At 71.4% G+C, this 25,459-nt stretch carries 20 protein-coding genes and 1 pseudogene; 6 read left to right on the top strand and 15 right to left on the bottom strand.

The genetic code is table 11. From position 1 onward, the window contains the following. Positions 1–119 precede the first annotated feature (119 nt). Positions 120–989 (bottom strand): class II glutamine amidotransferase, encoded by an 870-nt coding sequence (locus tag ACFYTQ_RS07095; protein ID WP_387357735.1) that lies wholly within the window; start codon positions 987–989, stop codon positions 120–122. A 232-nt stretch (positions 990–1,221) separates the two neighbouring features. Next, positions 1,222–1,776, bottom strand: a complete 555-nt coding sequence (locus tag ACFYTQ_RS07090; protein WP_387357734.1) for a dihydrofolate reductase family protein — start codon at positions 1,774–1,776, stop codon at positions 1,222–1,224. Between the two features lie 223 nt (positions 1,777–1,999). Between ACFYTQ_RS07090 and ACFYTQ_RS07085 the strand changes: the two genes are divergently transcribed. Then, a complete protein-coding gene (locus tag ACFYTQ_RS07085) occupies positions 2,000–2,749 on the top strand; it encodes a dienelactone hydrolase family protein (protein WP_387357733.1) in 750 nt (249 codons plus the stop codon). Positions 2,750–2,854: 105 nt separating this feature from the next. Here the strand turns inward: ACFYTQ_RS07085 and ACFYTQ_RS07080 are convergent, their stop codons facing one another. Beyond that, on the bottom strand, positions 2,855–3,340 hold the full coding sequence (locus ACFYTQ_RS07080; protein WP_387357732.1) for a carboxymuconolactone decarboxylase family protein: 486 nt from the start codon (positions 3,338–3,340) through the stop codon (positions 2,855–2,857). 213 nt (positions 3,341–3,553) lie between these two features. On the opposite strand from ACFYTQ_RS07080, the gene ACFYTQ_RS07075 reads away from it, so the two are divergent. Further along, positions 3,554–3,949 carry a hypothetical protein gene (locus ACFYTQ_RS07075; protein ID WP_387357731.1) on the top strand — a complete coding sequence of 132 codons (396 nt, stop codon included), beginning with the start codon at positions 3,554–3,556 and terminating at the stop codon, positions 3,947–3,949. After that, the gene (locus tag ACFYTQ_RS07070; protein ID WP_387357730.1) at positions 3,946–4,896 is read left to right on the top strand and encodes a hypothetical protein; all 951 of its coding nucleotides are present in this window, start codon (positions 3,946–3,948) and stop codon (positions 4,894–4,896) included. Before ACFYTQ_RS07075 ends, ACFYTQ_RS07070 begins: the two co-directional genes overlap by 4 nt. 18 nt (positions 4,897–4,914) lie before the next feature. Here the strand turns inward: ACFYTQ_RS07070 and ACFYTQ_RS07065 are convergent, their stop codons facing one another. From ACFYTQ_RS07065 to ACFYTQ_RS07055, 3 genes are read right to left on the bottom strand one after another with little or no spacing between them, the layout of a single operon-like run. Continuing rightward, positions 4,915–5,889, bottom strand: a complete 975-nt coding sequence (locus tag ACFYTQ_RS07065; RefSeq protein ID WP_387357729.1) for an alpha/beta hydrolase — start codon at positions 5,887–5,889, stop codon at positions 4,915–4,917. Between the two features lie 20 nt (positions 5,890–5,909). Then, positions 5,910–6,383, bottom strand: a complete 474-nt coding sequence (locus ACFYTQ_RS07060) for a universal stress protein (protein WP_387357728.1) — start codon at positions 6,381–6,383, stop codon at positions 5,910–5,912. A gap of 20 nt (positions 6,384–6,403) precedes the next feature. Then, complete coding sequence (locus ACFYTQ_RS07055) at positions 6,404–7,507, bottom strand: MMPL family transporter (RefSeq protein ID WP_387357727.1); 1,104 nt, start codon at positions 7,505–7,507, stop codon at positions 6,404–6,406. 54 nt (positions 7,508–7,561) lie between these two features. Between ACFYTQ_RS07055 and ACFYTQ_RS07050 the strand changes: the two genes are divergently transcribed. Next, a complete protein-coding gene (locus tag ACFYTQ_RS07050; protein ID WP_387357726.1) occupies positions 7,562–7,855 on the top strand; it encodes a hypothetical protein in 294 nt (97 codons plus the stop codon). Here the strand turns inward: ACFYTQ_RS07050 and ACFYTQ_RS07045 are convergent. After that, positions 7,844–8,098 carry a hypothetical protein gene (locus ACFYTQ_RS07045; protein ID WP_387357725.1) on the bottom strand — a complete coding sequence of 85 codons (255 nt, stop codon included), beginning with the start codon at positions 8,096–8,098 and terminating at the stop codon, positions 7,844–7,846. The two genes, ACFYTQ_RS07050 and ACFYTQ_RS07045, sit on opposite strands and share 12 nt — an antisense overlap. Positions 8,099–8,330: 232 nt before the next feature. On the opposite strand from ACFYTQ_RS07045, the gene ACFYTQ_RS07040 reads away from it, so the two are divergent. Together ACFYTQ_RS07040 and ACFYTQ_RS07035 are read left to right on the top strand one after the other, a co-directional pair. Next, the gene (locus ACFYTQ_RS07040) at positions 8,331–9,383 is read left to right on the top strand and encodes a hypothetical protein (protein WP_387357724.1); all 1,053 of its coding nucleotides are present in this window, start codon (positions 8,331–8,333) and stop codon (positions 9,381–9,383) included. Positions 9,384–9,815: 432 nt separating this feature from the next. Continuing rightward, positions 9,816–10,334 carry an LGFP repeat-containing protein gene (locus tag ACFYTQ_RS07035; protein WP_387357723.1) on the top strand — a complete coding sequence of 173 codons (519 nt, stop codon included), beginning with the start codon at positions 9,816–9,818 and terminating at the stop codon, positions 10,332–10,334. A gap of 12 nt (positions 10,335–10,346) precedes the next feature. Here the strand turns inward: ACFYTQ_RS07035 and ACFYTQ_RS07030 are convergent, their stop codons facing one another. The 8 genes and pseudogenes from ACFYTQ_RS07030 to ACFYTQ_RS06995 all read right to left on the bottom strand — a co-directional run bounded on the left by ACFYTQ_RS07030 (position 10,347) and on the right by ACFYTQ_RS06995 (position 25,374). Further along, positions 10,347–10,766: a hypothetical protein gene (locus tag ACFYTQ_RS07030; RefSeq protein WP_387357722.1), complete on the bottom strand. Its 420-nt coding sequence runs from the start codon at positions 10,764–10,766 to the stop codon at positions 10,347–10,349. Positions 10,767–10,968: 202 nt separating this feature from the next. Further along, positions 10,969–11,709, bottom strand: coding sequence for a hypothetical protein (locus ACFYTQ_RS07025; RefSeq protein WP_387357721.1), 741 nt, complete (start codon positions 11,707–11,709; stop codon positions 10,969–10,971). A 192-nt stretch (positions 11,710–11,901) separates the two neighbouring features. Beyond that, entirely contained in the window at positions 11,902–13,068 is a 1,167-nt protein-coding gene (locus tag ACFYTQ_RS07020) for a hypothetical protein (RefSeq protein WP_387357720.1), read from the bottom strand. 24 nt (positions 13,069–13,092) lie between these two features. Further along, entirely contained in the window at positions 13,093–14,703 is a 1,611-nt protein-coding gene (locus ACFYTQ_RS07015; protein WP_387357719.1) for a hypothetical protein, read from the bottom strand. 3 nt (positions 14,704–14,706) lie between these two features. Continuing rightward, positions 14,707–19,206 (bottom strand): LysM peptidoglycan-binding domain-containing protein, encoded by a 4,500-nt coding sequence (locus tag ACFYTQ_RS07010; RefSeq protein ID WP_387357971.1) that lies wholly within the window; start codon positions 19,204–19,206, stop codon positions 14,707–14,709. Next, positions 19,180–19,827 (bottom strand): annotated as a pseudogene (locus ACFYTQ_RS07005) (LysM peptidoglycan-binding domain-containing protein); the annotation flags it as partial. The gene ACFYTQ_RS07010 and the pseudogene ACFYTQ_RS07005, both read right to left, overlap by 27 nt. 10 nt (positions 19,828–19,837) lie before the next feature. Continuing rightward, a complete protein-coding gene (locus ACFYTQ_RS07000; protein WP_387357718.1) occupies positions 19,838–22,636 on the bottom strand; it encodes a hypothetical protein in 2,799 nt (932 codons plus the stop codon). Continuing rightward, a complete protein-coding gene (locus ACFYTQ_RS06995; RefSeq protein ID WP_387357717.1) occupies positions 22,633–25,374 on the bottom strand; it encodes a DUF6603 domain-containing protein in 2,742 nt (913 codons plus the stop codon). The genes ACFYTQ_RS07000 and ACFYTQ_RS06995 overlap by 4 nt, the downstream gene beginning before the upstream one ends. Positions 25,375–25,459 lie beyond the last annotated feature (85 nt).

Here is a 25,459-nt window from a genome sequence, read left to right as displayed (position 1 = left end):
TAAAGGGTTTGCTGCCGGTTGGCACGGCCGGATAGACCGCCTACCGCCACTGACTCGAACGTAATCGGCCCGGCGGCAATGGTTTTCGTGATCGGTGGGGGGCGTGGTCGAGCGACGGATCAGGTCCCCGATTGGGACGCGGCGGCGTGCTCGCCCAGATCGGCGAGGGTGAGCGGGTGGCGGGGGGCGTGGTCGAGGATCGGGTGCATGGTGGTCGTGAGGTCGGGTGCGACGTGCAGCAGCCGGCCCACCGGCAGCTCGCGCCAGCCCGGATCCTCGTCCATGCGTTCGCTGGCGACGACGACCGCGGGGTGGGCGGCCAGATCGCCGGAGCGGGCGCGGATACGTCCGGCGGCGCTGGCGTGTTCCAGATGCCGCCTGCCCTGCGCGCCGCCCGCCGCGCGTTCGAGCACGAACAGGTCGTGGGTCCGCGGATAGCGCAACGCCCACAGCTCATCCGGTGTGGTGAGGAGGAGATTGAGCGCGAAGACCGGCAGGTGGTCGGCGATCCAGGTCGCGGCCGCCGCGATACCGGCGCGCACGTCGCCGTCGTGTTCGTCGATCCTCTTGGTGATGAGGGCGAAGACCCGCTCGGAGTCGGTGTCCCCCGCGACCAGGTCCCGGTAGTCGCCCAGTTCGCGCTCGAGCGAACCGAGGTCGCCGACCACCCCGTTGTGCGCGAAGATCCGTCCCCGCTGCTCGAACGGATGGGTGTTGATCGTGGTGGTCGCCCCCGTCGAGGCGTACCGCACGTGCGCGAGGAACGTACCGGACTCGCACTCCTTCGCCTCGCGCGCGAACGCGCTGTCCCGGTAGGCCGCGATCGGCTGCTTGCGCACCACCGGCGTCCCGTCGGGTTCGAAGACGCCCAGGCCGGTGCCGTCCGGTTCACGGCGACTCTGCCGCGCCAGACTGTCGGAGGCGTCGAGCAACCAGAACGTCGCGTGCACCCGCCGCCGACCCGCCGTCATCCCGAACAAACGACACATGGCACCTCCCGTGGCTCCAGCGTTCCCTCCGCTCCCGTGCGCGCTACCACCGAGCTCGTCGGCGAAACCGCCGGACTCGGCGGCCCCCTCCCCTTCCTCGGCTTGTTTCAGAGTGAGCGACTCCACCTCTGCGACATGAGCAGCACACATCATTGGATGCGCATATGCCCATCTAGGTATTTTTCACTGCGGCCAGGCCCGTCGCGGGCACGGAATACATTGCGCGCCAAGGCTATCGGTCGACCACGTACCGCGACATCACCGCCGTGTTGAACTCCCTCGTCTCGACACGCCGGAGGCGGGTGCGTTTCGGCAGCGACGGGAACATCGGGGTGCCTCCCCCGAGGATCACGGGCAGGACGAACACCTGGTACTCGTCGACGAGGTCGTGCGGCAGGATGCTGGCCGCGAGGTTCGCGCCGCCGATCTCCATCACCCCGTCGCCCGCGGCCTTGAGTTCGCGGACCTTCTCGACCGCGTTCTCGCGGATCAGGGTGCTGTTCCAGTGGACCTCGGTGAGGGTGCGGGAGAAGACGTACTTGGGTTTGTTCGTCCAGAGTTCGGCGAAGTCGCGCTCGATGGGATGCGCGTCGGCGTGGACGTGCGGCCAGTACTCGGCCATGAGTTCGTAGAGGCGGCGGCCGTGCAGGGAGATCTCGAGATTGCGGTAGCGGTCGTTGTGGAACATGTGCAGTTCCTCGTCGGGATCGGACCAGTCGATGCGGCCGTCGCGGTCGTTGATGTAGCCGTCCAGGGACACGCTGAAGTCGTAGATCAGTTTCCTCATGACACGTAGACCTCTCGGGGAATCGAAACTCATCGGCGCACGTCGAAAATGGGTTGGCGGATCACGACCGCCCACTGCTAACCTTCCGGAAGCCGTGCCGGAGAACGAGGAGGTGGTACCCGTGAACACAGTAGTGATTTGGGTGCTCCCCTTCGGGGTCACGGTCGGGCGATAGGTCGTCCGGGAGCGCCGTTTTCGAGTGCGACTCCCGAAAGGCACAACCATGCAATTCATTTCCGAACGGCGTCTCGACGACGGCGTCGTCGAACGCGAGTTCACCCTGGGCGACATCCCCGGCATCCTGTGGACGCCCGACACGATCACCGAGCCGGTCCCGCTCGTCCTGATCGGGCATCCGGGCGGGGTGCGCAGGATGTATCCCCGGCTCGCGGCCCGAGCCCGGCACACGGTGGCGGAGGGCTTCGCCGCGGTCACCATCGAGTTGCCCGGCAGCGGTGACCGTCCCGCGTCGCCCGACGCGGAACGGGCCCGCGCGGACCTGCGCGCCGCGATCACCGCCGGGGAGCCGGTCGCCGACGAGATCGTCGAACGGCTCATCACCCCGCTGGTCGACAAGGCGGCCCCGGAATGGCAGGCCACCATCGACGCAGTCCTCGACCTGCCCGGCATCACCGGACCGGTCGGGTACTCCGGTGGCGTGATCGCCCTCGGCATCCGCCTGGCGGTGATCGAACCCCGCATCACCGCCGCCCTCCTGTTCGCCGGAAGTTACGTGCCCCGTGCGATGTTCGCGGAGGCCCGGCGGATCACCATCCCGCTGCACGTCCTGCTGCAATGGGACGACGAGGGCAACGACCGCCAACTCGCCCTGGACCTGTTCGACGCCTTCGGCTCGACGGAGAAGACGTTGCAGGCGAATATGGGCGGGCACACCGGTGTGCCGTGGTTCGCGGCGGACAACGCCCAGCGGTTCTTCGTCCGGCACCTGAAAGGCGAGCGGGCCGCAGTGTAGCCGAAAGGCGCTGTGGGACAACTGAATACCTGCCCCCGCGATAGGGCTCCCCTGTGAGCGCGCGGTAGGTGGCCGCCCCGGTCCTCGGCCGGGGCGGCCCTCGGCTCAGGCGGTGATCTCGGCGAACATGCCCGGCCGATAGGACCCGCCCTGCTGGCGCACGATCACACCGAGCCGGTTGGCGGCGTTGATCTGGGCGACCAGGGCGACGAGGGCGGCGGTCTGGTCGTCGTCGTAGTGCGCGCGCACCGCGGCCCAGGTCTCGTCGGAGACGCCGCGGTGCGCGTCGGCGATGCGGGTGCCCTCCTCGGCCAGGGCCAGCGCCGCCCGCTCGGCCTCGGTGAAGACCGTGGCCTCGCGCCACACCGCGACCAGGTTGACGCGGTGCGCGGGCTCGCCGTCGTGGGCGAGATCCTTGCCGTGCACATCGGTGCACCACGCGCACCCGTTGATCTGGCTCACCCGCAGCATGACCAGGTCCTGGGTGGCCTTGGGCAGCGTCGACTGGGCGACCACGAGGCTGGCATTGCCGAACCGCTTGGCGAACTTCGCGCCGAGCGCGTTGTCGGTGAGGGTGAATCGTTGTTCCATGACTTCGTCCTCGCTGTGATGGGTTGCTGTCGTACGCACACAAGATGCCGACCACCCGCCCGCTGTGACAGCGTCGAAATGTGGCCAGTGACACGCGCTTTCGCTGTCACGGCCGGGGCGGGACGAATTCGGGTAGTCGATTACCCGAGCGCTCGGGTGGCCGCGGGGCGCATGATCGGGCTCCGCCGAACGCAGCGAGCCGAGGACCGACAGATGTCTGCGAGACGAACCACCGCGTGCGCCCTCCTGGTCGCCGTCGTCCTGCTGTCGCCGCTGACGGGATGCGGTGATCGGTCCGACGGCCCGACGCCCGGCGGCGGTTCGGTCCGGACCACCGGCAACGGTCCCCTGCCGACCTCGACCGACGGCGGGCCGACCGGCGGCGAGCGGACGACCACGCACGGACCCCTCGTGCCCGAGCCGTCGACATTCTCGATTCCCAACCACAGCACCGGACCGCGCCCGACCGATCCGGGCACCGGCGTGGAACGGCCCACCACACCCACACCGACGACGGTCGGATCCACCACCGAACCCGTCCCCCCGAGTACGTCCCACCCGGGAGTCACCGGCGGTACGCCGCCGCCCCCGCCCAGCGGAACGCGATGAGCCGCGACGCCGAGCGATCCACCGCGGGGATCGAGAAGTGGATCGGTGTGGTCGCGGCCGTGCTCGCGCCGACCACGCTCATCACCGGTCTGGCCTACTACTTCGGGCTCGTGGAGGCGCGTAAGTACTACGGCTACTTCGGTCTCGACGCCAACGCGCTCGGGCTGACCAATGGGGACTATGTGACCCGCAGCGTCGGTGTGCTGTATCCGCCCGCGATCGCGATGCTCGTGCTGGTGTGGGTGGTGATCTCGGTGGGCGCGCTGCTGCGGCGGGCGATCGGAAAGGGGCGGCGGCGCAGGGGGATTCGCTGGTTCGGCATCGCGTGTCTGGGGGTGGGCGCGGTATTGCTCGTCCGCGGCGTGCTGGGGGTGACGGCTCCCGCGTTGGAGATCATCACCTTCACCGGTCTCACGCCCGGCGCCCTCGCCGTCGGCGCCGGGCTGGTCCTGGCGGGGCTGTGGATCCTCGCTCAGCTGAAGCCCGTTGCGGCGGAGGCGTTTTCGCCGACGCACCGCCGGGTCACCCTCGGGGTCGCGGCGACGGCGATCGTCCTCGCGCTGTTCTGGCTCACCAATATCTACGCCACCTGGTCGGGGCTGCACGGGGGCGAGCGGACCGCCGCCGGGCTGTGGCGACGGGAGACCGTCGTCGAACTCGACACCAAGGAAAGGCTGTACGCGCCACCGCAACTGGTCAGCGAGACCCGGCTGCCCGACGCGGAGGGGCAGACCTTCCGCTACCGGTACCGCTGCCTGCGCGTGCTGGAGGTGCGGCCGGACCGGATCGTCCTCGTCCCCGCGAAATGGACCCCCGAACTCGGCTACCTCGTCATCGTGCGCGCCGACGACGCCTCGGTCCGGATGACCGTCACCCGGCTGTCGGCCCTCGCGCACGCCGACTACGCCACCTACGACAAGTGGACCTGCCCGGAGATCCGCTCGTGAGCGACCCCGGACAGTCGATCAACCGAACATCCCCCAGTCCGCGACGGCCTGGTGGAGGGCTCGGCCGAACTCGGCCCAGCTGTGCAGGCCACAGTCGTAGCGGACGGTGACGTCGGCGCCGGCCGCGCGGGCCGTGTCCGCGAGGCGCGGGACCTGTAGCCTGATCAACGGTTCGGCGATGCCGAAGACGTTGGTGTCGCGTTCGTCCGGGCATGGAAAACCCCCGGCGGAGACGAACATTCGGGTATCGCGGAGTCTCGCCACCTGATCGAGGGGGTTCATCGATGTGGCGTACGGGCCGGTGACCGGACCCCACACGTCCTCGTAGCGCACGACGCGCCCGGCGGCCGCGCCCATGGCGAGCGGGAACAGCGTGGACATCTCGGGTGACCGGATATCGGGCAGGGCCGGGGACAGCGCCGCGACGGAACCGAAGTAGTCGCTCGCGAGTTCGGCGTAGCGGAGCGCTCCCTGGCCGCCCATGGAAACGCCTGCGACGGTGTGCCATTCGTGGCCGGGGCGGACGCGGAAGTCGTGCTCGATGCGAGGGATGACGGTGCCGAGGTGGAAATCGGTCCACCGCGGACCGCCCGGCGCGCGCCAATTCGTGTACATCCCGACGTTCCCGGCGTCGGGCATGACCACGATCGCCGCGGTCGCGTCGATCGACTCCCGCAGTTCGGGGCGGTCGGTCCACGTCCGCGGTTCGTTCTGCGCGCCGTGCAGCAGGTAGAGCACCGGGTAGGTCGCGTCGGGGTGCCGATCGTATCCGGCGGGCAGGCGGACGTCGACCTCGAGCCGGGTGCGACCATGGAGCAGGGTGCCGCCTGGGGCGGTGGTACCGATCGCCGGGTCGTCGAACGTCAGAACGTCGGTCCGGGGCGGTGATTCGGGAAGCGCGGCCGCGGTCGCGGCCGTGGTGGTGAGCAGACCGGCCACGAGCAGAGCGGCCGCGGGCCAGCTCCGGAGGCGGGAACGACGACCGCGGGACATGCGAGAAATATATGCGGCGCTTACGCTTCCGGGGCCGGTTCGGTGCGGTGTCGCGGGGCGACGATCAGCAGGTCGCGGTCGGCGCGGCGGGCGACCTCGCTCTGGAAGGAGCCGAGGCGCCGCCACGGGGTGTCGAAATCCTTGCGGCCCACCACGATCAGATCGGCGTCCACGAAATCGGCGACGTGCAGCAGATTGGTCGCGGGCGCGCCGCGTTCGCTGTGCGGGACGACCCGGTCCACGCCGCGGTCGCGGATGCCGCAGGCGAGGAACTCCAGCAGTTCGTCCAGGCTCGCGCCGGGCAGGACGCTGTAGATGTCGGGTCCCAGCAGGTCGGAGATCTCGGCCCGATCGTGCCCGGCCAGCCGCGGATACGCGCCCACGAGCGTGAGCAGGGCCTGGGTGTCGAAGGCGAGCCTGGCCGCGGTGGCGACGGCGTGCGGGGAACCCGTCACGCCGTCGATGCCGACGACTATCGAGCGATAGCTGGACATCGGAGCTCCTGTCGAGATGGTTAGCGGCGGAACGCGGGTTCCGCGTCGGACTCCCCCAGATCGATCCGCGCGTACCAGCGGGCCAGCGGCGCGGGCGCCCACCAGTTGGCCCGGCCGAGCAGGCGCATGAACGCGGGAATCAGCAGGATGCGGATGAGGAAGGCGTCCAGCAGGACGGTCAGCGTGAGCGCCAGACCGAACGAGCGCATGAACGACACCCGCGAGGCGATGATGGCGAAGAACACCACGGCCATGACGGTGGCCGCGGCGGTGACGATCGCGCCGGTGCGGCCCAGCCCCATCGACACCCACTCGCGGACGTCGCCGCCGGTGCGCTGCCATTCCTCCCGCATGCGCGAGAGCACGAAAAGCTCGTAGTCCATGGACAATCCGAACGCCGTGCACGCGATCAGCGGCGGCATGGCGGCGAAGGTCGTGCCCGTGCTCAGCGTCCCCAGCGCGCCCAGGTGGCCGTCCTGGAAGATCCACACGATCACCCCGTAGGCCGCCGACAGCGCCAGCACGTTCATGATCAGGGCCTTCACCGGCAGCACCAGACTGCCGGTGAACAGGAACATGACCACGAAGGTCGCGAGGGTGATGAGGGTGAGCGCCAACGGGATGTGCCGGGTGATGCCCGCGACATTGTCCAGATCGCGCTGGGCCAGCCCGCCGAACGTCGTCTTCGCCGGGGCGGGAACGGCTTTCAGCGCCGCGAGCTGATCCTTGCCCGCCGGGGAGTAGGGGTCGCGGGTCGTGGTGACCGTGAGATAGGCCGCGTCGCCGCGCTGTTCGGAGCCGAGGTTCGCGGTGCCGAATCGGTTGCCGCCCACATAGATTCCGTCCGGCGCGGCCACCCCGCCGACGTCGGGGACCCGCGACAGGTCGGCGGCGTAGCGGCCGAGTTCGCCCACGCCGCCGACCCCGTCGGGTAGCACGATGCGCACCGTCCCCGCGATGTCCTGACCGAACTGTTCGCGCAGCACATCCCCCACCTGGCGCGCCGAGGCCGTCTCCGGCAGCACCCGATCGTCCGGATTGCCCAGCCGGATACCGAGGAACGGCAGGCTGAGCACCGCGAAGACGACGGCCACCGCGAGCACGACCGCCACGGCGTGGTCCACCGCGAATCCGGCGATGCGATACCAGCGGGTCTGCTTTGGGTGAAGCGGTCGCTCATGCAGCAGGGCCCGGCGGTGCTCGGGCTGGACGGGCTGCGCGAGATCGATGAACGGCAAGTGCTCCCCCTCATCCGCGGGCAGCTCGAGCTGATCGCCGAGCACGGTCATCTGCGCACCGAGTTGTCCATCCCGATGACCGCGCGCATCGTGTACTCGCTGTTGCTGTCCGCGGCGGGCGCGATCTCCCAGCACGACGACCCGGCGACCGCGACCGCGCAGGCGTGGCAGGTCGTCGATCGCATGGTCGACGGATTGTTCGTGCCCGCCGCGGCGGCGGAGTCACCGCGATGAGGCCGGTTCGGGCGCGAGCGCGGGCCGGGCGACGAGCCGGCGCTCGAATTCGACGAACGCCGGGAGCGGCCGTTTGGTGTCGAACGGCACCGTGAGCGGTTTGAGCGAATTGCCGAAAACCGAACGGTCCCCGCACAAGTGGATCGGCACCACCAGCAGCGCCCACTCCCATCCGGCGATGAGCACCCACAGCCCGACCACGGCGCCCTGGGTGAGGAAGCTGTGCATCACGTTGTAGAGCACGTGGTAGACCGGCGCGATCCGCCCGCCGTTCCCGGCGGCCAGCGAGCGGCGCTGCGCGAGCAGGCCGGGCAGGTACCCCTCCGAAAGTTGTCGGCGAGAACAGGATTCGACAATCGAGCAGTTTGCGCGGTGGCGGGCCGGGTGGATTCGTTGCCAGGGGCGGGGTGGTAGGGCTATATTCCGTTCACGAGAATGACGTTCTCGCTCGGCCGCCGGGAGAAGGAGTCGCGGGTTGCGAGTCATCCAATGGACCACCGGCAAGGTCGGCAAGCTCAGTCTGCGCGGGATTCTGGACGATCCGCGGTTGGAGCTGGCCGGGGTGTACGCCTATTCGGCGGACAAGGCCGGGGTGGACGCGGGGACACTGTGCGGGCGGCCCGAGACCGGTGTGGTCGCGACGACCGATGTCGACGCCTTGCTGGCGCTGGGGGCCGATACCGTCGTCTACACGCCGTTCATGGCCGATCTCGACCATGTGACGCGGCTGCTGGCGAGTGGGCTCGATGTCATCAGCACGAATCTGTTCCTCAATGTCGGTGGGATACAAGGGGATACGGAGCGGCGGCTGGCCGAGGCGTGCGCGCAAGGGGACAGTTCGCTGCACATCACGGGGATCAATCCGGGCTGGGTCAACGCGGTGGTGACGGCGTTGACGGCGGTGTGCCGGGACGTCCGGTCGGTGTCGATCGCGGAGTCGGCGGATGTGTCGGTGTACGAGTCGGCCGAGACGTGGGGGGCGCTGGGGATCGGGCGGGCCGCGGCGACACCGGAACTCGTCGAGATCGCGAAGCTCTGGATGAGCACGTTCCGGGATTCGGTGCGGCGCATGGGTGTCGCGCTGGGTTTCGACCTCGACGATCTGGAGTTCTCCGTGGAGTACGCGACGGCCGCGGAGACCGTGGACCTCGGCTGGCTGCGCATCGAGCAGGACACCATCGCGGCGCTGCGCAGCACCTGGCACGGAAAGTTCCACGGCCGCACCGTGATCCGCTCCAACGTCGCCTGGTACCTGACCAAGCGACTCAACGAGAACTGGGTCTTCGACGACGACCACTACCGCATCACGATCGAGGGCGAGCCCGACGTCCACACCCGCATCCGCTTCGTCCCACCCGACACCTGGGGCAACCACGAGTGGGACACCATGACCGCCATGCCCGCCGTCAGCTCCGTCCTCGACGTGGCCCGGGCCCCCGCCGGGATCCTCACCCTCGCCCAGGCGGGCCTCCCCCACGCGCCCGCCGGGCTCTGGGCCGCCCACCGCGAAGCGGCTCCCACACGCTGATTACGCTCGCGCCCCCAATGCTCCCCGAGGGGAGCGCGGGCGACGACCTATGCTCGCGCCCGACGGTCCACCAGGCGAGCGCGGGCGAGAAGGAGCGCTGGCTTGATCCGGTAGCGGGACACACCGCGAAACGCCGGAAGTTTGCTGTCGGGGGTGGGGTTGGCTTTACAGTGGGGCGGTCACCGCGTTCGGCGAGAGCTTGGGTGGAGCACCTCGGCCCTGTGGTGGCGTCGAAGTGGCGGGGAGGCAGGCGGTCCGGGGGGTGCGATCTCGGTCCCGTGGTCGTGGCGCCGCCTCTCCGCTGCGCTCTATGAGCCGCGCCGGTTCCCGGCAGGGACCTTTCCGTAGAGTTAGCCAAAAGATAGCTCTGTGTTCTATGCTAGGGCGCGTCGTTCGAACCGCTTCGCGGACAAGACCTTCCGGGAGGAAACAATGCGCCGAGCCCGAATCGCCACCGCCGCACTGACATTGGCGGGCGCCGCCGCGGTGATCTCCGCCTGCGGCGACGGCAACGACGCCTCGACATCGGCCACGAGCACCTCTGCGAGCCCCGCCACGACGTCCGCCGCCGGGACCGCGGCACCGGAAACGCGGATCGCCACCCCGAGCGGTGAGATCGTCGTCTCCGGACAGGTGCTCGGCAAGTACACCGGATCGGGCGGTCCCACAGGCGTTCTCGGCGATCCCACCGGCGCGGCCGTCCCCGGGCCCGACGGCGGGTCGTGCCAGGAGTTCACCGGCGGCGTGATCTGCTGGAGTCCGGCCACCGGCGCCCACATCACCTGGGGCGACATCCGGCAGCGGTGGGAGAGCGCCGGGGGTGTGAACGGCGCGCTGGGCTACCCGACCACCGACGAGGAGAACGCCCCGAACGGCAAGGTCGGTCATTACGCGGGCGGCAGCATCACCTGGAACGCCGGCGATCGGCACACCGAGGTCACCGCGAAGTAGCGACCGCGATCGTCAAATACGGGCCGTGCTGGCGACATCCGGCAAATTCTCGGCACGGCGCAGGGCGTCGGCCACCGAACCCAGATACAGCAGTGTGCGCACCGAAAGTCCGGACGCGGCCCGGCCGAGCCGCCGCAGCGCGCCGTTGTCGAATTCGGCCACAACCCCGAGGTCGCGCGGATCCTCCAGCACGGCCCGCGCGGCGAAGAAATCCGGATCCACATCGAAGACATCCGCCAGGACCAGCCGCAATTCCCCGGAGACCGCGTCCTGCTCGCCGCGCCGCACCCGCGCGATCTCCTCCCCGGACACCGGGCAGCCGCAGGCGCACACCCACCGAGCCACAGTCGAATCCGCGAGCGGAGTTCCGTTCGCCCGCTCCCACATCTCGAACACCAGATTCAGTCGCGCCGCCACATCGGTCTTGCTCATGCGAATCTCCGATCTCCGTACCACCGCTCGACAATGAACAGCTATTCGCACGCTAATCGTGTCCGGGGCGATTTGTGGTGAGTTGTCACCGGACCGTGACTACAGACCGGCCGGTTTAGGGGGGAAACGAACCGGTGCCCGAGCCCGAAGTCCGTGTCCCAGCCGATCTTGGCCTCGGACACGGACTTTCGGTTTCACCTGGTCAGCGCGCGGGCCGGAGTTCGCGGCGCAGGCGGGTGGCGGCGTCGTCGAGGCGGGAGGCGTCTCGGTACGCCTCGGTGGAGATTTCGCGCAGGCGGCGCCAACGGTCCACGCGGGCTTGCCGATCGATCGGGACGTCGGGGGTGCGGTCGGGGGCGGCCTCGAGGGTGGCGAGCCGGTGGTCGCAGTATTCGGGGTCGTCGACCTCGGCGCGCAATTCGGTCGCGGCGGCGCGCAGGGCGCGCAGCCGTTCCGACAGGTCGGGGTCGGTGGTCGGCTCGGGGTCGGCGACGATCGGGACGGCCTTGCGCAGCCGGCCCATCTCCAGGCGGGCGTCCTCGACGGCGATCCGGCCCAACGTGGCCGCGGCGGTGTCGATGTCGTCGTCGGTGATCGATGTATGCCGCAGTCGTCCGGCGAGAACGGCCATCACCGTGCCGTCCGCGTCATGGACGGTGGTCGTCACCGTGACCGGCGCGGCGGGGTCGGGTTCCCCGTCCACCCGCGCGTCGAGCAGCGCGTCACGGTGGTATTCGACCGCTTCGGCGCAGATGTCCGCGAAGACGGACGCGGCGAGTTCGGCGTGACTGTCGTACGTGCCCCCGGTGTAGCCGTCCGTCTGGTCCAACCGGCCCTCGCCGTGCCGCGGCGGCCGTTCCCGCCCGTTCGCCTCGGTCACGATCGTCGTCCACCGATAGTCCACCGGTTCCGTGCTGTTCTCTTGCGGCGCAACAGGATTCATGCTTGATTCCGACACAGCGGCTCCCGCTCCTCGTTGGATGGATGTCCCTTGTCCCGAGCGTCGCCCATCGCAGCCGCCCCCGCCGTTCGATTCGGCGAGAATTCGGCGAATCGCGGCGGAGTTCCTGGATGGAATATCGAAAATTGGATGGTCGAATGTCGGCGCGGGCCTTGCGGGATCGATCCGGACGCCCTACGGCCCGCCGGGCGGCAGCAGGTCCGGCCTTCCGGGTACCCCGAAGTCCCCCTGGCTCGTGCGCTCCAACGGGATTCGCACCAGTCGGGAGCGTTCGTCGACGCCCGCGGCGACCCAGTTGGTCCACATGCGGTCGCTGATCCAGGACCAGCGGTCGTCGGCGACGAGGATGTCGCCTTGGGGGCGTTCGATGATGAAAGCGCGGTGGTAGGGGTGGATTTCGTTGACGAAGGGGGTGGGGAGGCCGGCGAAGGCGTGGGTGCGGAGGAAGTCGTAGTGGGGTTGGATGATGGAGAATTGTTCGTTCTCGAGGAGGTCTCGATTGCCCGCGGCGATCGCGTCGTCGGTGCCGGTGAGGATCTTCTCCCAGGCGGCGCGGTAGGAGCGGCGGGGGCTGCCGGGCTGGGCGGGGACGGGGCCGTTGGCGTCGTAGCGGGGGTAGCGGTTGAAGCGGTCGTGTAAATCGGCCAGTTCCAGGATGATTCCGGGGTCGTCGAGGAACGCCTCGTGTTGCCAGGCGAGGTCGAAGAAGATGTCGCGGCCGATGCGGACCATGACGGCCTGGTCGGTGAAGCCGGGGTCGGCGTCGAGGCCGCCGACGACGGCACCGCCCGCCATGCGGCCGAGTCCGGCCCACAGGAACTGCGTGGGGGCGCGGAGGTAGAGGTCGCGGTAGTAGGCGTAGAGGTCGACGATGCGCGGGCGATTGAACGCGAAGCCCTGGTCGGGGTCCCAGGGCAGGTGGTCGGCGTCGTGGGCGTTGGCCAGGGCGCGGTTGGTGTAGAAGGATTTGCGGTCGGTGTAGCGCAGTTCGGGGTCCTCGACCGGATCGGGCGGGGTGAAGATCTCGTTGAGCCGCTTGCTGGTGCCGGGGCCGAGGACGCCGTCGTGGGCGACGAGACCCGGTGGGAGCGCGAGGTTCTGGGCGTTCTTGAACAGCCGCACCTGTTCGGCGGTGTCGGCGTCGTAGACGCCGGAGGCGGCGACGGCGAAGCCGAGTTCGGTGAGGGCCTCCTGCACGGCGAACACCGTGTCGGCGTCGTTGGGTTCGTCGACGACGAGGTTGCCGTCGGAGTCGAAACCCGCCTCGGTCATCCGCGCGCCGTCCAGGCACAGCCCGAACTGCCGGAGTCCCTCGAAGCGTGGGGCGGTGATGGTGCCCATGGGTGATACCTGCTTTCCTCGTGTTCACGGCCAGGGTTCGGAGGGGCGGACGATGTCGAAGGCCAGGCCGCTCGAGCCCTCGCCGCCGCCCGGGTTCTTCTCGCGCCGCACCCAGGCATGCCAGGAGCCGTCGAACCAGCGCGACACCACGTTTCGCCGCGAGACCACGGCCGCGTCGCGGGGGATCTCCTCCTCGTGCACCCAGGCGTCGGGGCGCAGCAGCCGTCCGCGCGGCGCGGAGTCCAGTCCCGGTTGGAACAGCGGCACCAGCGCGAAGCGGATCTCGGCCGCGCGCACCGCGTGCGGGACGAGCGGCAGCCAGAAGTCGGGGACGATGGTCTGCACCGCGTAGGCGCCGAGGTCGGTGGGCGGCGGGCCCGCCGGGGCGTGGCGCAGCCAGTCCGCGCGCCGATCCACCCGGACCCCGTGACCGTCGGTGTAGTCGCGCTCGACGGCCCACGCGAGATTGGCCAGTTCGTCGCGCACCAGCGCCACCGTCTCCAACGGCTCCCCGACCGCGCCGCGTTCGGACGGCATGACCAGCAGTCCGTCGTCGGCGCCGGAGACGGTGAACAGATTCCAGCCCGCGTCTTCGGTTCCGGCCCTGGGGATCTCGTGTTTCTCGCCGAAGGAGTCGGCGACGACGAGGCGGTCCAGGACGGTGAGCGAGCCCGCGGGCACCTCGAGGGGCAGCTGGAACCAGTCGTTGCCGTAGACCTCGGCGAAGGCGATCAGCAGCAGCCGCCCGGTGTCGAGGGTCGCGACGTCGGTGGCGCCCAGGTCGATCTGCGCGTCCTCCATCTCCCAGAACCGGTCGGCGGGAACGCCCCCGTAGCGCACCGTCGCGGGGATGGCCTCGCGGTGGAAGGGGTGTGCCTCGGGCGGCGTCGGCGCGGGCGCGGCGTCGGGGTCGAGATCGACGGTGTACCAGTCGAGTCCGTCACCGAGGTACTCCTCGGCGTGGAAGACCTTGTCGCCGATGGACAGATCGACGCGGTGTTCGAAGCGATGCGGGTCGAAGGCGTCGGGAAGGTCCGGTGGGAACAGTCCCTGCCACCACTTCAGCCATTCGTCGCGCACGGCCTCCAGCCCGGCCGGGCCGGGTTCGGTGGCGATGCGCGACGCGTCGGGCACGCGCGCGGCCAGCAACGTCACGAGATCCGTTGTGCCGGTGATTGTTTCGGTGAATCCGTAGGCGGCCAGCACCTCGCCCGTACGGTCGCCCGCCCCGTGCTCGTCGAGCAGCCGCAGGAACTGTGCCCCGCCCTCGACGCGGCGCAGTTCGTCGGGCGCGGCCGGGTCCTCGGCCTCCACCAGTTCGTCCAGCGGGCCCGATCGCGGGTCGTAAGGGTGCCAGTCCGGGACGGCGGCGTCCTCCTCCCCCGCCCGGGGCGCGGGCCGCCATGCCGAGACGAGGGTGCTGTGGCCCGAGAGTTCCACCAGCACAGGCGATCCCGCGTCCTGTCCGGCGAATTCGCCGAACTGCCACTGCCGGGTCAGCGCCCAGGCGGGATCGTGCACGCGGGCGCTGAGCCCGGTGGCGACCTCCCGGCTGCGGGTCACCGGCTCCAGCCGGAACCGGTCGTCGAGCCGGAATCGGGGGTTGCCGAGGATATCGGTCATACGTCGCGGCATGGGTCAGTCCTCCGCCAGTTCGCGCCAGAATTCGCCGATCAGCACGCCGGATTCGCCGCCCTGTCCGTCGAGCCGCACGACCGGTGCGACGTCGTCGAGCAGCGGCAGGTCACCGAGGTCGACGGCGCGCAGCTTGGCCAGTTCGAGGGTGTCGCGCACCACCAGGGCCAGGCCGTCGGCCGTCCAGCCGCGCCGCGGGTCGGGCGGGACGGCGAGCAGAATCGCCTGCGGCGCTTTGGCATCGGGCCGGTCGAAGTGGAAGGCGAGCCCGGTGAGTTCGGATTCGACGGGCACCGCGTCGGGGCCGGTCTTGGTCGCCGCCAGCGCGTCCGAGCCGGGCAGCACCTCGACCCATTCGTCGAAGACCAGTCCGGCGAGCGGCTGGTCCGCGGGCAGCGGGAACGGGATGTGCCGGACCAGGTGCGTCCGGGCGGGTGGGCGTTCGAGGGGCGGGAAGGGCGCTCCGATCCAGTGCCCGTCGGCGGGTGTCTGCGATGCCGACAGCGCGGCCGGGTGACCGGCGCGCACCCCGGCGAGCAGCAGCGTCTCGTGCCAGGTGCGCACGCCGGGCCGGATGGTGGCGAAGCGGCGCACCCAGTCGGCGACCGCGGCGCCGGTCGCGGCGGGATCGGGCAGCGGCATCCCGGGCAGGTCGGCGGTGAGCGGGATCGCCACGCCGAGGAAGTCGGCCAGCAGCCGCGACGCCGCGCCGAGCCAGCCCGGTCCGGGTGCGTCGGATATCAACTCGCGCAAGGGTTTCGGGATGTCGCCGTCGATGCCGAGGGCCGCGCGCCGCGCCGGATCGTCGAGTTCGGTGAGGAAGGCGGCGAGCCTGTCGTGCGTCTGGGTCACCTCGGGTTCGGGCGCGCGGGCCGCGTCGCCGAGCAGGTGCCGCGGCAGCAGCGCCGACGCGCCGCCCAGCAGGCGGACGATGCGCTCGGCGACGGCGTGCAGTTCGGCGAAGTCGCCGTCGAATTCCGCTGTGGCGCCGGGCATTGCGTGTTGTTCGGCCAGCACCGCGGTGGCGCGGCGGCGCCCGCCGACGGCGAGGTCGACGACCAGCCCGAGCGCGCCGAGGCCCAGCGCGTCGACGGTGATCGAAAACTCCTCCGTGCGTGCGTCTTTCGTGAGGGTTCCGGTCAGCCGCCAGTCGGTGGCGGCGCCGAGCAGGTCGGCCGCCCACGCCTCCACCCTCGGCTCGAGCCGGGCGAACGCGTCCACGCCCCAGCCGGGCGGGCGCGGCGGATTCGGCGGCAGCACGCTCGCGAGCCGGTGGGTGATCGCGCGCCCGCGGTGCGGGGTGCGCAGCACGTCGAAGCGGTCGGGGACGTCCCCGCCGCTGCCCAGGGTGTCCGCGGCGAGGCCCGCGCGCATGGGGTTGCCGCCGACCAGCTGATGCACGCTCTCGGCCAGCAGCAGATCACCGACGGCGTCGAGGGCGTCGGCCAGATCGTCGATCAGCGGCGTCAGCACCCCGGGCAGCTCCGCCGCGGACGGCAGCGCCGGGTTGCCGAACGGGTAGCCGCGCTCGGCCAGCAGCGCCGAAACCTGTTGCAGGTCACGGCTTCTCACCAACGCCACCCCGTCGACGACATTGGCGGCGGCGATCGCCTCGGAGCTGCGCTCCCACAGGTCGGGGCGCTCGTGGCCGTCGGCGGGTTCGGCCACCACCGGCGTGGGGAACACGCGGCGGAACGCCTCCTTCACCACGTCCAGACCGGCCTCGTGCAGCGCGCGTTCGAACCGGTAGCCCAGCAGCACGCCGAGGTTCTGCCCGCGCCGCACCCCGCCGAGCAGCCAGCGGGCGGTGCGGGCGCGGCGCGAGGTGAGATCGACCGCCAGGGTCGAATCGTCCTCGTGCGCCAGGAATCCCGACCGCAGCACGGCCGCGGTGGCGGCGTGGTGCTGGGAGGGGGCGTGGATGTAGCCCTCGGACGCGCGGACCGTGCCGGGCCGCAGATTCTCTGCCCAGCCGTAGCCGCCGACGCGGATCCCCGCCCCGCCGGACGCTCGGGTGCGGGCGAGCCGCCGGGTGGCCAGCGAGGTGATCCAGGCGTCGAGCCGGTGCGAGCCGAGGTCGAGAAGTTCGAACAGCAGCGGGACGAAGGCGTCGTCGGCGACCGTGCTCAGCGCGTCGAGCCCGGCGAGGACGGCGCCCGCGGCGGGCAGTCCGCGCCTGCCGAATTCGACGATGGCGTCGAGTTCGGCGGGCGGGGTCTCCGGCGCCATGATCAGCTGGCTCAGCAGCCGGTCGACGGTGTTCGGTATCGCCAGGGCCAGATCGAGCGCCGCCGGATCGGAACCCCCGGCGATCTCCTGGCCGACCGTGACCAGCCACGGCAGGAGGTCGGTCGGCGATCCGGTGTCGTCGGTGAATCCGACATCGCCGAACAGGGTGTGCGGACGGTCCGGGGAGACGCCGTCGATGCTGAGGGGCCAGCGGGCGGTGAACTGCTCGTGGGTCAGCTCGCCGGTGAGCACACCCACGGCGTCACGGAACCGATCCCGGCTGTGCGCGAACAGTTCTCGATAGTGCGCCCGGTTCGGCGCGAGCCGTTCGGTGACCGCCGCGTAATCGGTTGGGGCGGTGTCGGAGATCCAGCCCAGATTGCTGACGTCCTCGCTCGGGGTGGCCCAGCGCAGCCCGGACAGGATGCCGCCGATCGCGACGCTGGGCCCGGGGGCGCGCAGATCGAGTTTGTCGAACTTCTCGCGGCCGCCGCCGGTGGACAGCACCCGCCGGATCAGCAGATCGACGGAAACCGGGACGCGCGAGAGGATTTCGGCCGCCACCTGGTCGGCGGGCCGCGCGTCGGTGACCCGCGGGATCCAGCCGGAGATGAGCGCGCCGCGCCAGTGGTGCCGCAACCGCAACAGCCACGGCAGCAGCGCGGTGGCGGCGTCGTCGGGGTCGTCGGGCACCCATTCGTCCAGGGTGGACACCGGCAAGACGCCGTAGGGCTGGCGGCCGACGCGCAGGGTCGGCAGCGGTCCGCGGCCGCGCACGAATCCGATCAGCTGCTCGCGCACGGCGAGCCACGCCCGCAGGCCGGGCGTCGGGTCCTGGCCGTCGAGGAGATTCTGGTCGCGGATCAGCTCCTGGGTCAGCCCCCACCAGGCGAACAGCGCCAAGGCCCCGGCCTCCGCGTCGCCGATGTCGTCGGCCCCGGCGCATTCGGTGAGGAAACCCGCGTCGGGCAGGCCGAGGGCGCGGGCCAGCCGGTCGGCGGCGGGTGGATTCGGTTCGGGCGCACCGGGTTTCGCGGGGATGACCAGGACCTGGCCCACGTCGATGACGTCGGGGTCGGGAATGTGGTTGGCGGCGGCGATGATCGGGAACAGGGCAGCGTCGCCGTAGCACTCCTGCGCGAGCGCGGAGAGGGTGTCGCCGGAGCGCACGGTGTGGGTGCGCGGCGCGATGTCGGGTGCGCGCGGCGGGGTCGGTCCGGGCGGTGTGCCGGTGGGGCGCGAGGACCAGGCGGAGCGGCTCTGCGGGGTGTTGTTGGTGGGTGTGCCGGTGGGCAGGAACGCGAGCCCGTCGGTCCAGGCGTGGCCGTGCAGGGTGTCGCGCAGCCGGGCGGCCGCGTGATCGGGCGGGTCCTGGGCGACGCCGACGACGAACAGTTCGTCGAGGTGGTCGACGTCGTCGGGCAGGTCGAGGACCGCGGCCATGCCCTGGCGCACCGCCTCGTCGAAATCGATGGCCCAGGCGGCGTGTTCGCGGTCGGGGGCCGCCTCGTCGGCGGCGAGCAGGCCGAGCGACAGCGGATTCGGGATGTCGGCGCCGGTCCGGTCGACCACGACCAGGCCGCCGACCAGGCCGAGGAAACGCCATCGGGTGGGCAGGGTGGTGACCTCGGGCATGCGCCGCCGCCCGGGGTCCCGCAGCGCGGGCGGCGGGCCGCCGGGCCGGGTCGCGCGGGTGATCCAGGCCGCGCGGGCCGGTCGCACGTCGTCGAGCAGCCGCTGCCACGCGGGTTCGCCGGGATCGGCCCAATAGCGTTGCGCGGCGGCCAGTTCCGCGTCGGTGAGGGCGGGGTCGAAGCTGTCGACGTGCAGATCGTCGGGATAGACGCGGACCTTCACGGCGCGCCCGTCGGCGGTCCACCGGGTTTCCAGGCGCACCGGCAGCAGCGCGATCGGGTCGGCGCAGTGCGTGCCGAACAGCGGTTGCTCCGCGTCCAGGGCGGCGGCGAGGGCGGCGGTGGCGTCGGCCAGCCGGGCGCGCAGCTGGTCGAGTTCCTCGCGGCGCGCCGATTGCGCGAGTTCGACCGAGGCGAGGATGGATTGCGGGGTGTTGCCGTGCGGGGCCTCGGCCGGATCGCCGGCCACCCAGTCCCGGACCCGGCCGAGTTCGAATTCCTTGTCGTCGGCCAGCGCGAGCTTGTTGTCGTGCTCGAGCCGGATCAGATCGACGGTGCGGCGCAACATGAACGGGCTGTCGCCGCGCGGGGGCGGGTCGCCGCCCAGATCCGGGACGAGCAGCACCTGGCCGACGAAGATGCGGTCGGGGTCGGGAATCCCGTTGGCGGCGGCCAGGATCGGGAACAGCGCGGCATTGCCGTAGAACCGCTGCGCCAGCCCGGACAGGGTATCGCCCGCGACCACGACGTAGGTGCGGGTGAGCGGCGGGATGACCAGCACCTGCCCGACGGCGAGCACATCCGGGTCGGCGAGGTGGTTGGCGGCGGCGATGATGCCGAACAGCCCGGCGTTGCCGTAGAACCGTTCGGCCACCCCCGACAGGGTGTCGCCCGCCACCACGGTGTACGAGCGGCTCAGGGCCGGGGCCGGCGACTGCCCGGCCGCGAGGTCGGGCACCACCAGCACCTGCCCGACCGCGATCCGGTTCGGGTCCGCGATTCCGTTGGCCCCGGCCAGGATCGGGAACAGGGCGGCGTCGCCGTAGAAGCGCTGCGCCAGCGCCGACAGCGTGTCCCCCGCGACCACGGTGTGGGTGCGGGTCAGGTCCGGGACGACGAGGATCCGCCCGATCTCGATGCGGTCGGGATCGGTGATCGCGTTGGCGGCGGCGAGCGCCGGGAACAGGGCCGCGTCGCCGTAGAAGCGCTGCGCCAGCGCGGACAGCGTGTCCCCGGCGACGACGGTGTGGGTCCTGGACATGACGGGTCTCCTACTGGGGCGGAAGCATCCGGTTGGGCGAGAACGCCACCTGGAACGCGCGCTGGAAGGCGATGCGCGCGACATCGCCCGCGTCGGCGCCCGGCCAGGCCGCCGGATCCGGCCGCTGCGGCGCGGCGACGGCGCCGCTCACGTCGACGAAACCGTTGGCGTCCAACGGGACTCGATCCCAGCCGAGATCCGACCAGGTCTCGTATTCGGGCCGCGTGGTCGGGTCGAATCCGAACTGGGTGCCGCGCAGGGGTTCCCGCACGACGAACATCCACCTCTCCGCCCGCGCCCGCGCGGGGGTCAGGTCGAAGCAGAACAGGCTGGTGTGCTCGTCCACGGGCAGGACGAAACGCGGGTACTCCCACTGCACCTCGGGGCTCTCCACCCGGCTGTCGACCGATTTCGCGGCGAGCACCACCGTGCCCGGGTAACGGCGCAGGACGTCGCCGCGCACCAGCAGCACCAGCAGATCGCTCAGTTCGGCGGCGTGCTCGCCGAGCGGGATCTCGGAGGGCCAGCGCGCGATCTCGCCGTACTGCGGTTGCGCCCCGCCCGGCGGCCAGAACCGCGAAAACGGTGTTCCCGCTTCGTCGGTCGGGTATTCCCGCCAGCGCAGTTCCCGGTTGAACTCCTGGTTCAGCCCGACCAGCAGCGCCTCGACGAACGGGGAGTTGATCTGCAACAGGGTGGCGCTGTTGTCCGGGAAGGTGGTGATGCCGGGGATCGCCCACTCCGGCCAGCGGTGCAGGATCTCCGCGCCGATCGGGAAACCGAATTCGGGGTGGGCCATGATGGGCCGCAGCGGCCGTGCCTCGGTCCCGGCGCGGCCGGGCAGCGCGGTGGTGCCGATGAGCGCCCCGACGCGGGCGAGGTGTTGCGGCATCGGCGTCATCGCGGTGCGCACGCTGTCGGCGAGCGTGTCGATGCCCATGGTGACGCCGAATTGGACGGCCGTGGGCTCGGTGACCGCCTCGGCGACGACCGCGCGGCGCAGGCCGCGCAGCAGCATGGGCCGCGGCACCGCCTCGTCGCCGCCCGCCATCGACGCCGACAGGGTCGCGGTGACCTCGGCCAGCCCGGCCAGTCCGGCGCCGCCGACGAAACCGGCTCGCACGGCGAAACTTTCGCGCTGCGCGCCCAACAGTCCGACCATGGTCTGGGCGGCGAACAGTGCCGCGCGGTCGCGGGCGACACCGGCGGGAGCCATCGGGCCGCTCGGCGCCGCGTCGATCGCGGCCAGATACAGCGCGGGTTTGGCGAGCACCACCTCGGCGCCGCCGACGGTCTCGGTGAGCACCGATCCGGTCGCCATGCGCGCGGGGACGGTGCCCGCGGCGCGCGCGCAGCGGCGGGCCAGGCCGCCGGTGGGGCGGGTGAGGCGCAGGAAGCCGGTGGACTCCGCGCCGTCCGGGGTGGCCGCGGCGACGAACGCGGCGCGCAGCGAATCCGCTTGGGGCACCGGCACTTTCGCGCTCAGTACGGCGGCCAGACCGGTCAGGGCGGCGGACCGCATGGTGGCGAGGTGTTTGCCCTGGGCGCTCTCGCCGCCCTGTTCGGCGAGTTCGGCGACGGCGAGCAGCCGGTTGGCCTCGTCGACCGCGCCGACCTGCTCCCAGGCGCGGGCCATGAGGAATTCCTGTTCCAGTTGCACGTAGCGGGCGCCGATCGCGGCGGCGACCCGGTAGCGGACCTGGGTGTTGAGCGTCTCCTCCCAGCCGCCCGCCCGAATGCGTTGCGCGCCGGTGTGATTGCCGCCGTACAGCGGCGGGGCGACCGCCGCGGGGCCCTGAGTGGGCGGCTGTCCGACGCGGTCGCGGCGGTCGGCGGGCGCGTCGACGCGTTGGCGGATCAGCCGGTCGAAGGTCTGCTGGCTCGGCGGGTGGGTCCACACCTCGGCGGGAATCGCGCTGTCCGGCAAGCGAAGTGCGCCCTGGATCTCGACGGTGACCTCGACCGGGGTGTCCGCGGGCGGCTGCTCGTGCGGCCACGGGGTGCGCACGTTCACCAGGCGGCGGCCCAGGCCGGGCTGTTCGGCGGCGACGATCGGGGTGATCCGCCGGGCCAGCGTCTCGAATTGCGCGCCGTCGCCGACGGTGAAGGCCCACCAGTCGTAGACCGGCAGGGTCAGCGTCTCGTGCTGTCCGGGATGCCACGCGGGCCGCTCGCCGTCGGCGGGGACCGCCTGGTTCAGTCCGGCCGCCACGCCCGCGGTCGTGGTCGGCACGACGCAGGCGATCCAGTCCCCGGCGCTCAGTTTGCGGGGGCAGATCAGGCGGGCGACGACGGTGTCGAGGCCGGTGCGCACGTCCTGTTTCACGGTGGCGTCCGGCGGGTCGTCGCCCTCCACCCGGGCCTCCACGTGCACCCAGGACGCGGCGTGCGCGAGGTCCGGGCGCGCGGCGGCGGGCACGTCTACGGTGGGCAGCGGATCGCCTTGGCGCACTTCGCCTTCGGTGGTGCGCAGCGCCAGCAGGGTCAGCCACGGCAGCCGTACCGGCGCGGGCGTGCTGAACAGCCACGGCAGGGCGGCGTCGGAGAACTCGATCTGGGCGAGGTAGTCCCCGATGCCCTCGGCGCGGCCGGGCGGCGGTTCGCGGCGCACGACCATCGAGGGGTCGAAGCCCAGCGTGTCGCCGGGGCCGAGCAGTTGCAGATCGGGGCCGGGGATCGTGAGCGGCCGGTCGGTGAGGGTGGAGGTGAACTCGACGCTCGGCGCGAAGGTCGGGCGGGCGGCGGTCACCGTGTGCGCGGAGGCGGCCGCGCCGAGCGTGACCGAGGGCAGGAACCAGCGGCGGGTCATCGGTTCAGCACCACCTTCGGCGCGACGGCGTCCATCGCGCGCTGCGCGAGCCGCCAGCGGTCGACGCGTTCGGCGGGGCGCGAGGGCCGGGCGAACAGTTCGGTGTGGTGGGCGGCGCGCAGGATCAGGAAGACGCGGCGGTTTCCGGGCGGGGCCGGGAACCAGCCGGGTTCGACCTCGTAGCCGGTTTCGTAGCTGTCGTCCACCAGGTGCGCGGGGCCGAGTGCGGGTTCGGGGTCGGACAGTTCGACGCCGCTCGTCATGTCCTCGAACGCGGGCCGGGTGAGTTGTTCCTCGTCGCGCAGCGCGAAGTACTCACCGGGCACGAATCGTTCGGTCACCGGATCGCCCTGGGCGGCAACGGTTCCGCCGAAGCGGACCGTCCCGATCCGCCAGGTCTGTTGCGGGACGGTCAGGCGGTGGAAGCGGTCGAACGGGCGATCCAGCGGCACCACCGATTGGGTGAGGCGCAGCGCCGAATCCGCTTGTGCCACAGTGCCCGCCGCGAGCTCGCGATGCGCGGTCGGGGTGTACCGGATTCCGGCGCGTTCGCTCGCGGGGCGGGCGAGGGCCCAGCAGTCGCGGCGGCGCACGGCGGCGGTCAGCAGTCCCGGGATGTCGTCGGCGGCGTGCGCGGGTGGCGCGGGATCGCCCCAGCGGACGTCGAAGTCGAGGGAGACCTCCCAGAACAGCACGTCGATACTCCCCCGGCCGAACGCGTGCCACGGGGCCGGGCCCTCCAGCGTGAAGTCGAGGCCAATGCCCGCGAGCCGTTCGCCGAACGCGAGCACCGCGACCCCGGCGCGCACGTGCGCGCTGAACGCCAGCGTCGGTTCCCACACGAACAGCGCATCCAGCCCGAGCCAGCCCTCCAGGCCGCATTCGGCGACGGTCGCGTCCAGATGCAACTCGGCCCCGAACTGGAGGGAGTTGGAGGTGAGCGCCAGATACGATTCCGCGCGCAACCCCAGCACGCCGCCGCCGAGATCCATGGTCAGCCGCCGCAGTCCCGGCACCCCGGGCGGCCGGACGTACTTCGGATGGAAGCCGCCCGCGGACAGGACGAACGCCGCGGAGTCCCCGCCGCGGAACAGCGCGTAGATCTCCCCCGTGACCGGGATGCCGACGATCCACGATCCGGCCAGCGACACCAGGAACTCGACCTCCGGGACGCCCGCGTCGATTCTGCCGAACACACTGGCCTGCAAGCGGATCAGCGGCGCCGCCGGATCGGGCAGCGCGATCAGCGCGCGGCCGAGGATGAGCACCCGTCCCGGATCGGGCAGCTGCATGATCACCGCGACGGCGAGGCTCACGATGCGGCCGCCCCAGGTGATGCGCAGCATCGGCCCGACGAGGGAACGCCCGCGCGCCACCGGGAAGCCGCCCTCCAGCGCCCCGACGATCTCGTCCGCCCGCGCGATCGCGTTGCCCGGGAACAGGATTCGGTCCAGATTGCCGCCGCTCACCAGCTCCCGCAGCCGGTCGGTGTCCGCGCGCCGGTTCACCCCGACCAGGCCGCCCACCGCGTCGATCGCGAAGCCGAAGCCCAATTGGATTCCGGGATACGGGAATTCGGCGCCGAGCAGGACCAGCAGCGACAGCGGCTCGGTCCCGCTGGGCAGTTGCAGCAGCCCGAACGCCTGGACCTGGACGACGCCGAGGTTCACCTCGAGCCCGCCCGCGTAGGCGTCGCCGGGACGCTGCTGGAAGAAGCCGCCTCCGGACGCCGGACCCAGCGCCAGATCGATCCCCATGCCGGTCGGCAGCGCGGGCGTCAGGTCGGCGCCGAGCCCGAACCGATCCGGCAGCAGCACCGGAACGCCGAGGCCGAGGCCGTCGAGCGCGGCGGTGAGGGGCAGGCCCGGGGGCTGGGCGAACAGGGACAGGGTCGGGGTCAGGGTCACGCCGTCGCCGTGTACGCCGAGTTCGATCGCGAAGCGGCGCACGGTGATTCCGGGCAGGGACAGGGTCACCTGCTTCTCGACGCGCACGCCGCCCTCCACGAAGCGCAGGCCGTCGGCCCGGCTCAGCGCGAGCGTCAGATCGGTCGGGGTGGTGGTCGCGGCGGAGGTGCCGCCGAGGAAACCCGCCAGCGCGTCCGGCAGCAGCCGCGCCCGGAAGTCCTGGATCGTCATGTCGACGTGCGCGGGCGCGGCGGGCGAGACCCGCAGGCTCGCCTCCACCCGGCCGGTGGTGACGCCGGGTCCGCCCGCTTCGAGGGCGAGCCGCTTGCGGCCGATGGTCACGGTGGCGGTACCGGTCGGGGTGACCGCCGCCCCGCCCGGGGTGAAGGTCGCCGTCCACGCGGTGGGTGTCGAAACCTCCACGCGCAGATCGCATTCCGGCCCGAGCGCGGTGTGGTCGAGGGTGGCGTTCGGGGTGACGACCAGATCGATCACCGGTCCCGGTGACACGGCGAGCACGGCCCGGGAGCCGTTCTTGGTCAGGACGAAGGCGATGCCGGGCGGCACGTCGTCCGCCCGTCGCCAGCCGTGGGCCCGTACCGGCGCGCCCGCGTCGGTCGGGTCGCCCAGCAGATCGAGGATCAGTTTCAGCAGGCTGTCGCGGGGCGGGAGTTCGGTCAGCGGTTCCAGCAACCGCCCGTTCAACGCGGGTTCGGTCTCCCCCGCCACCGCCTTCAGGCCGCCGAGCACGTCCCCCAGGGAGGCGGCGGATCGATCCGCCAGCCCCCACAGCAGTCCCGCTACCCGAGACGCCAACTCCTTCGGGTCCACGGTTACCTCCTAGCAATGCCGACCTCGCGGGTCGAACGCTATGCCAGGTGTGACGTGAACCACACGAGTAGTGGGCTACTCGTCA

Source organism: Nocardia sp. NPDC004068 (genome assembly GCF_042874315.1).
Taxonomy (GTDB): domain Bacteria; phylum Actinomycetota; class Actinomycetes; order Mycobacteriales; family Mycobacteriaceae; genus Nocardia.
This window is presented reverse-complemented; position numbering and strand designations above follow the sequence as displayed.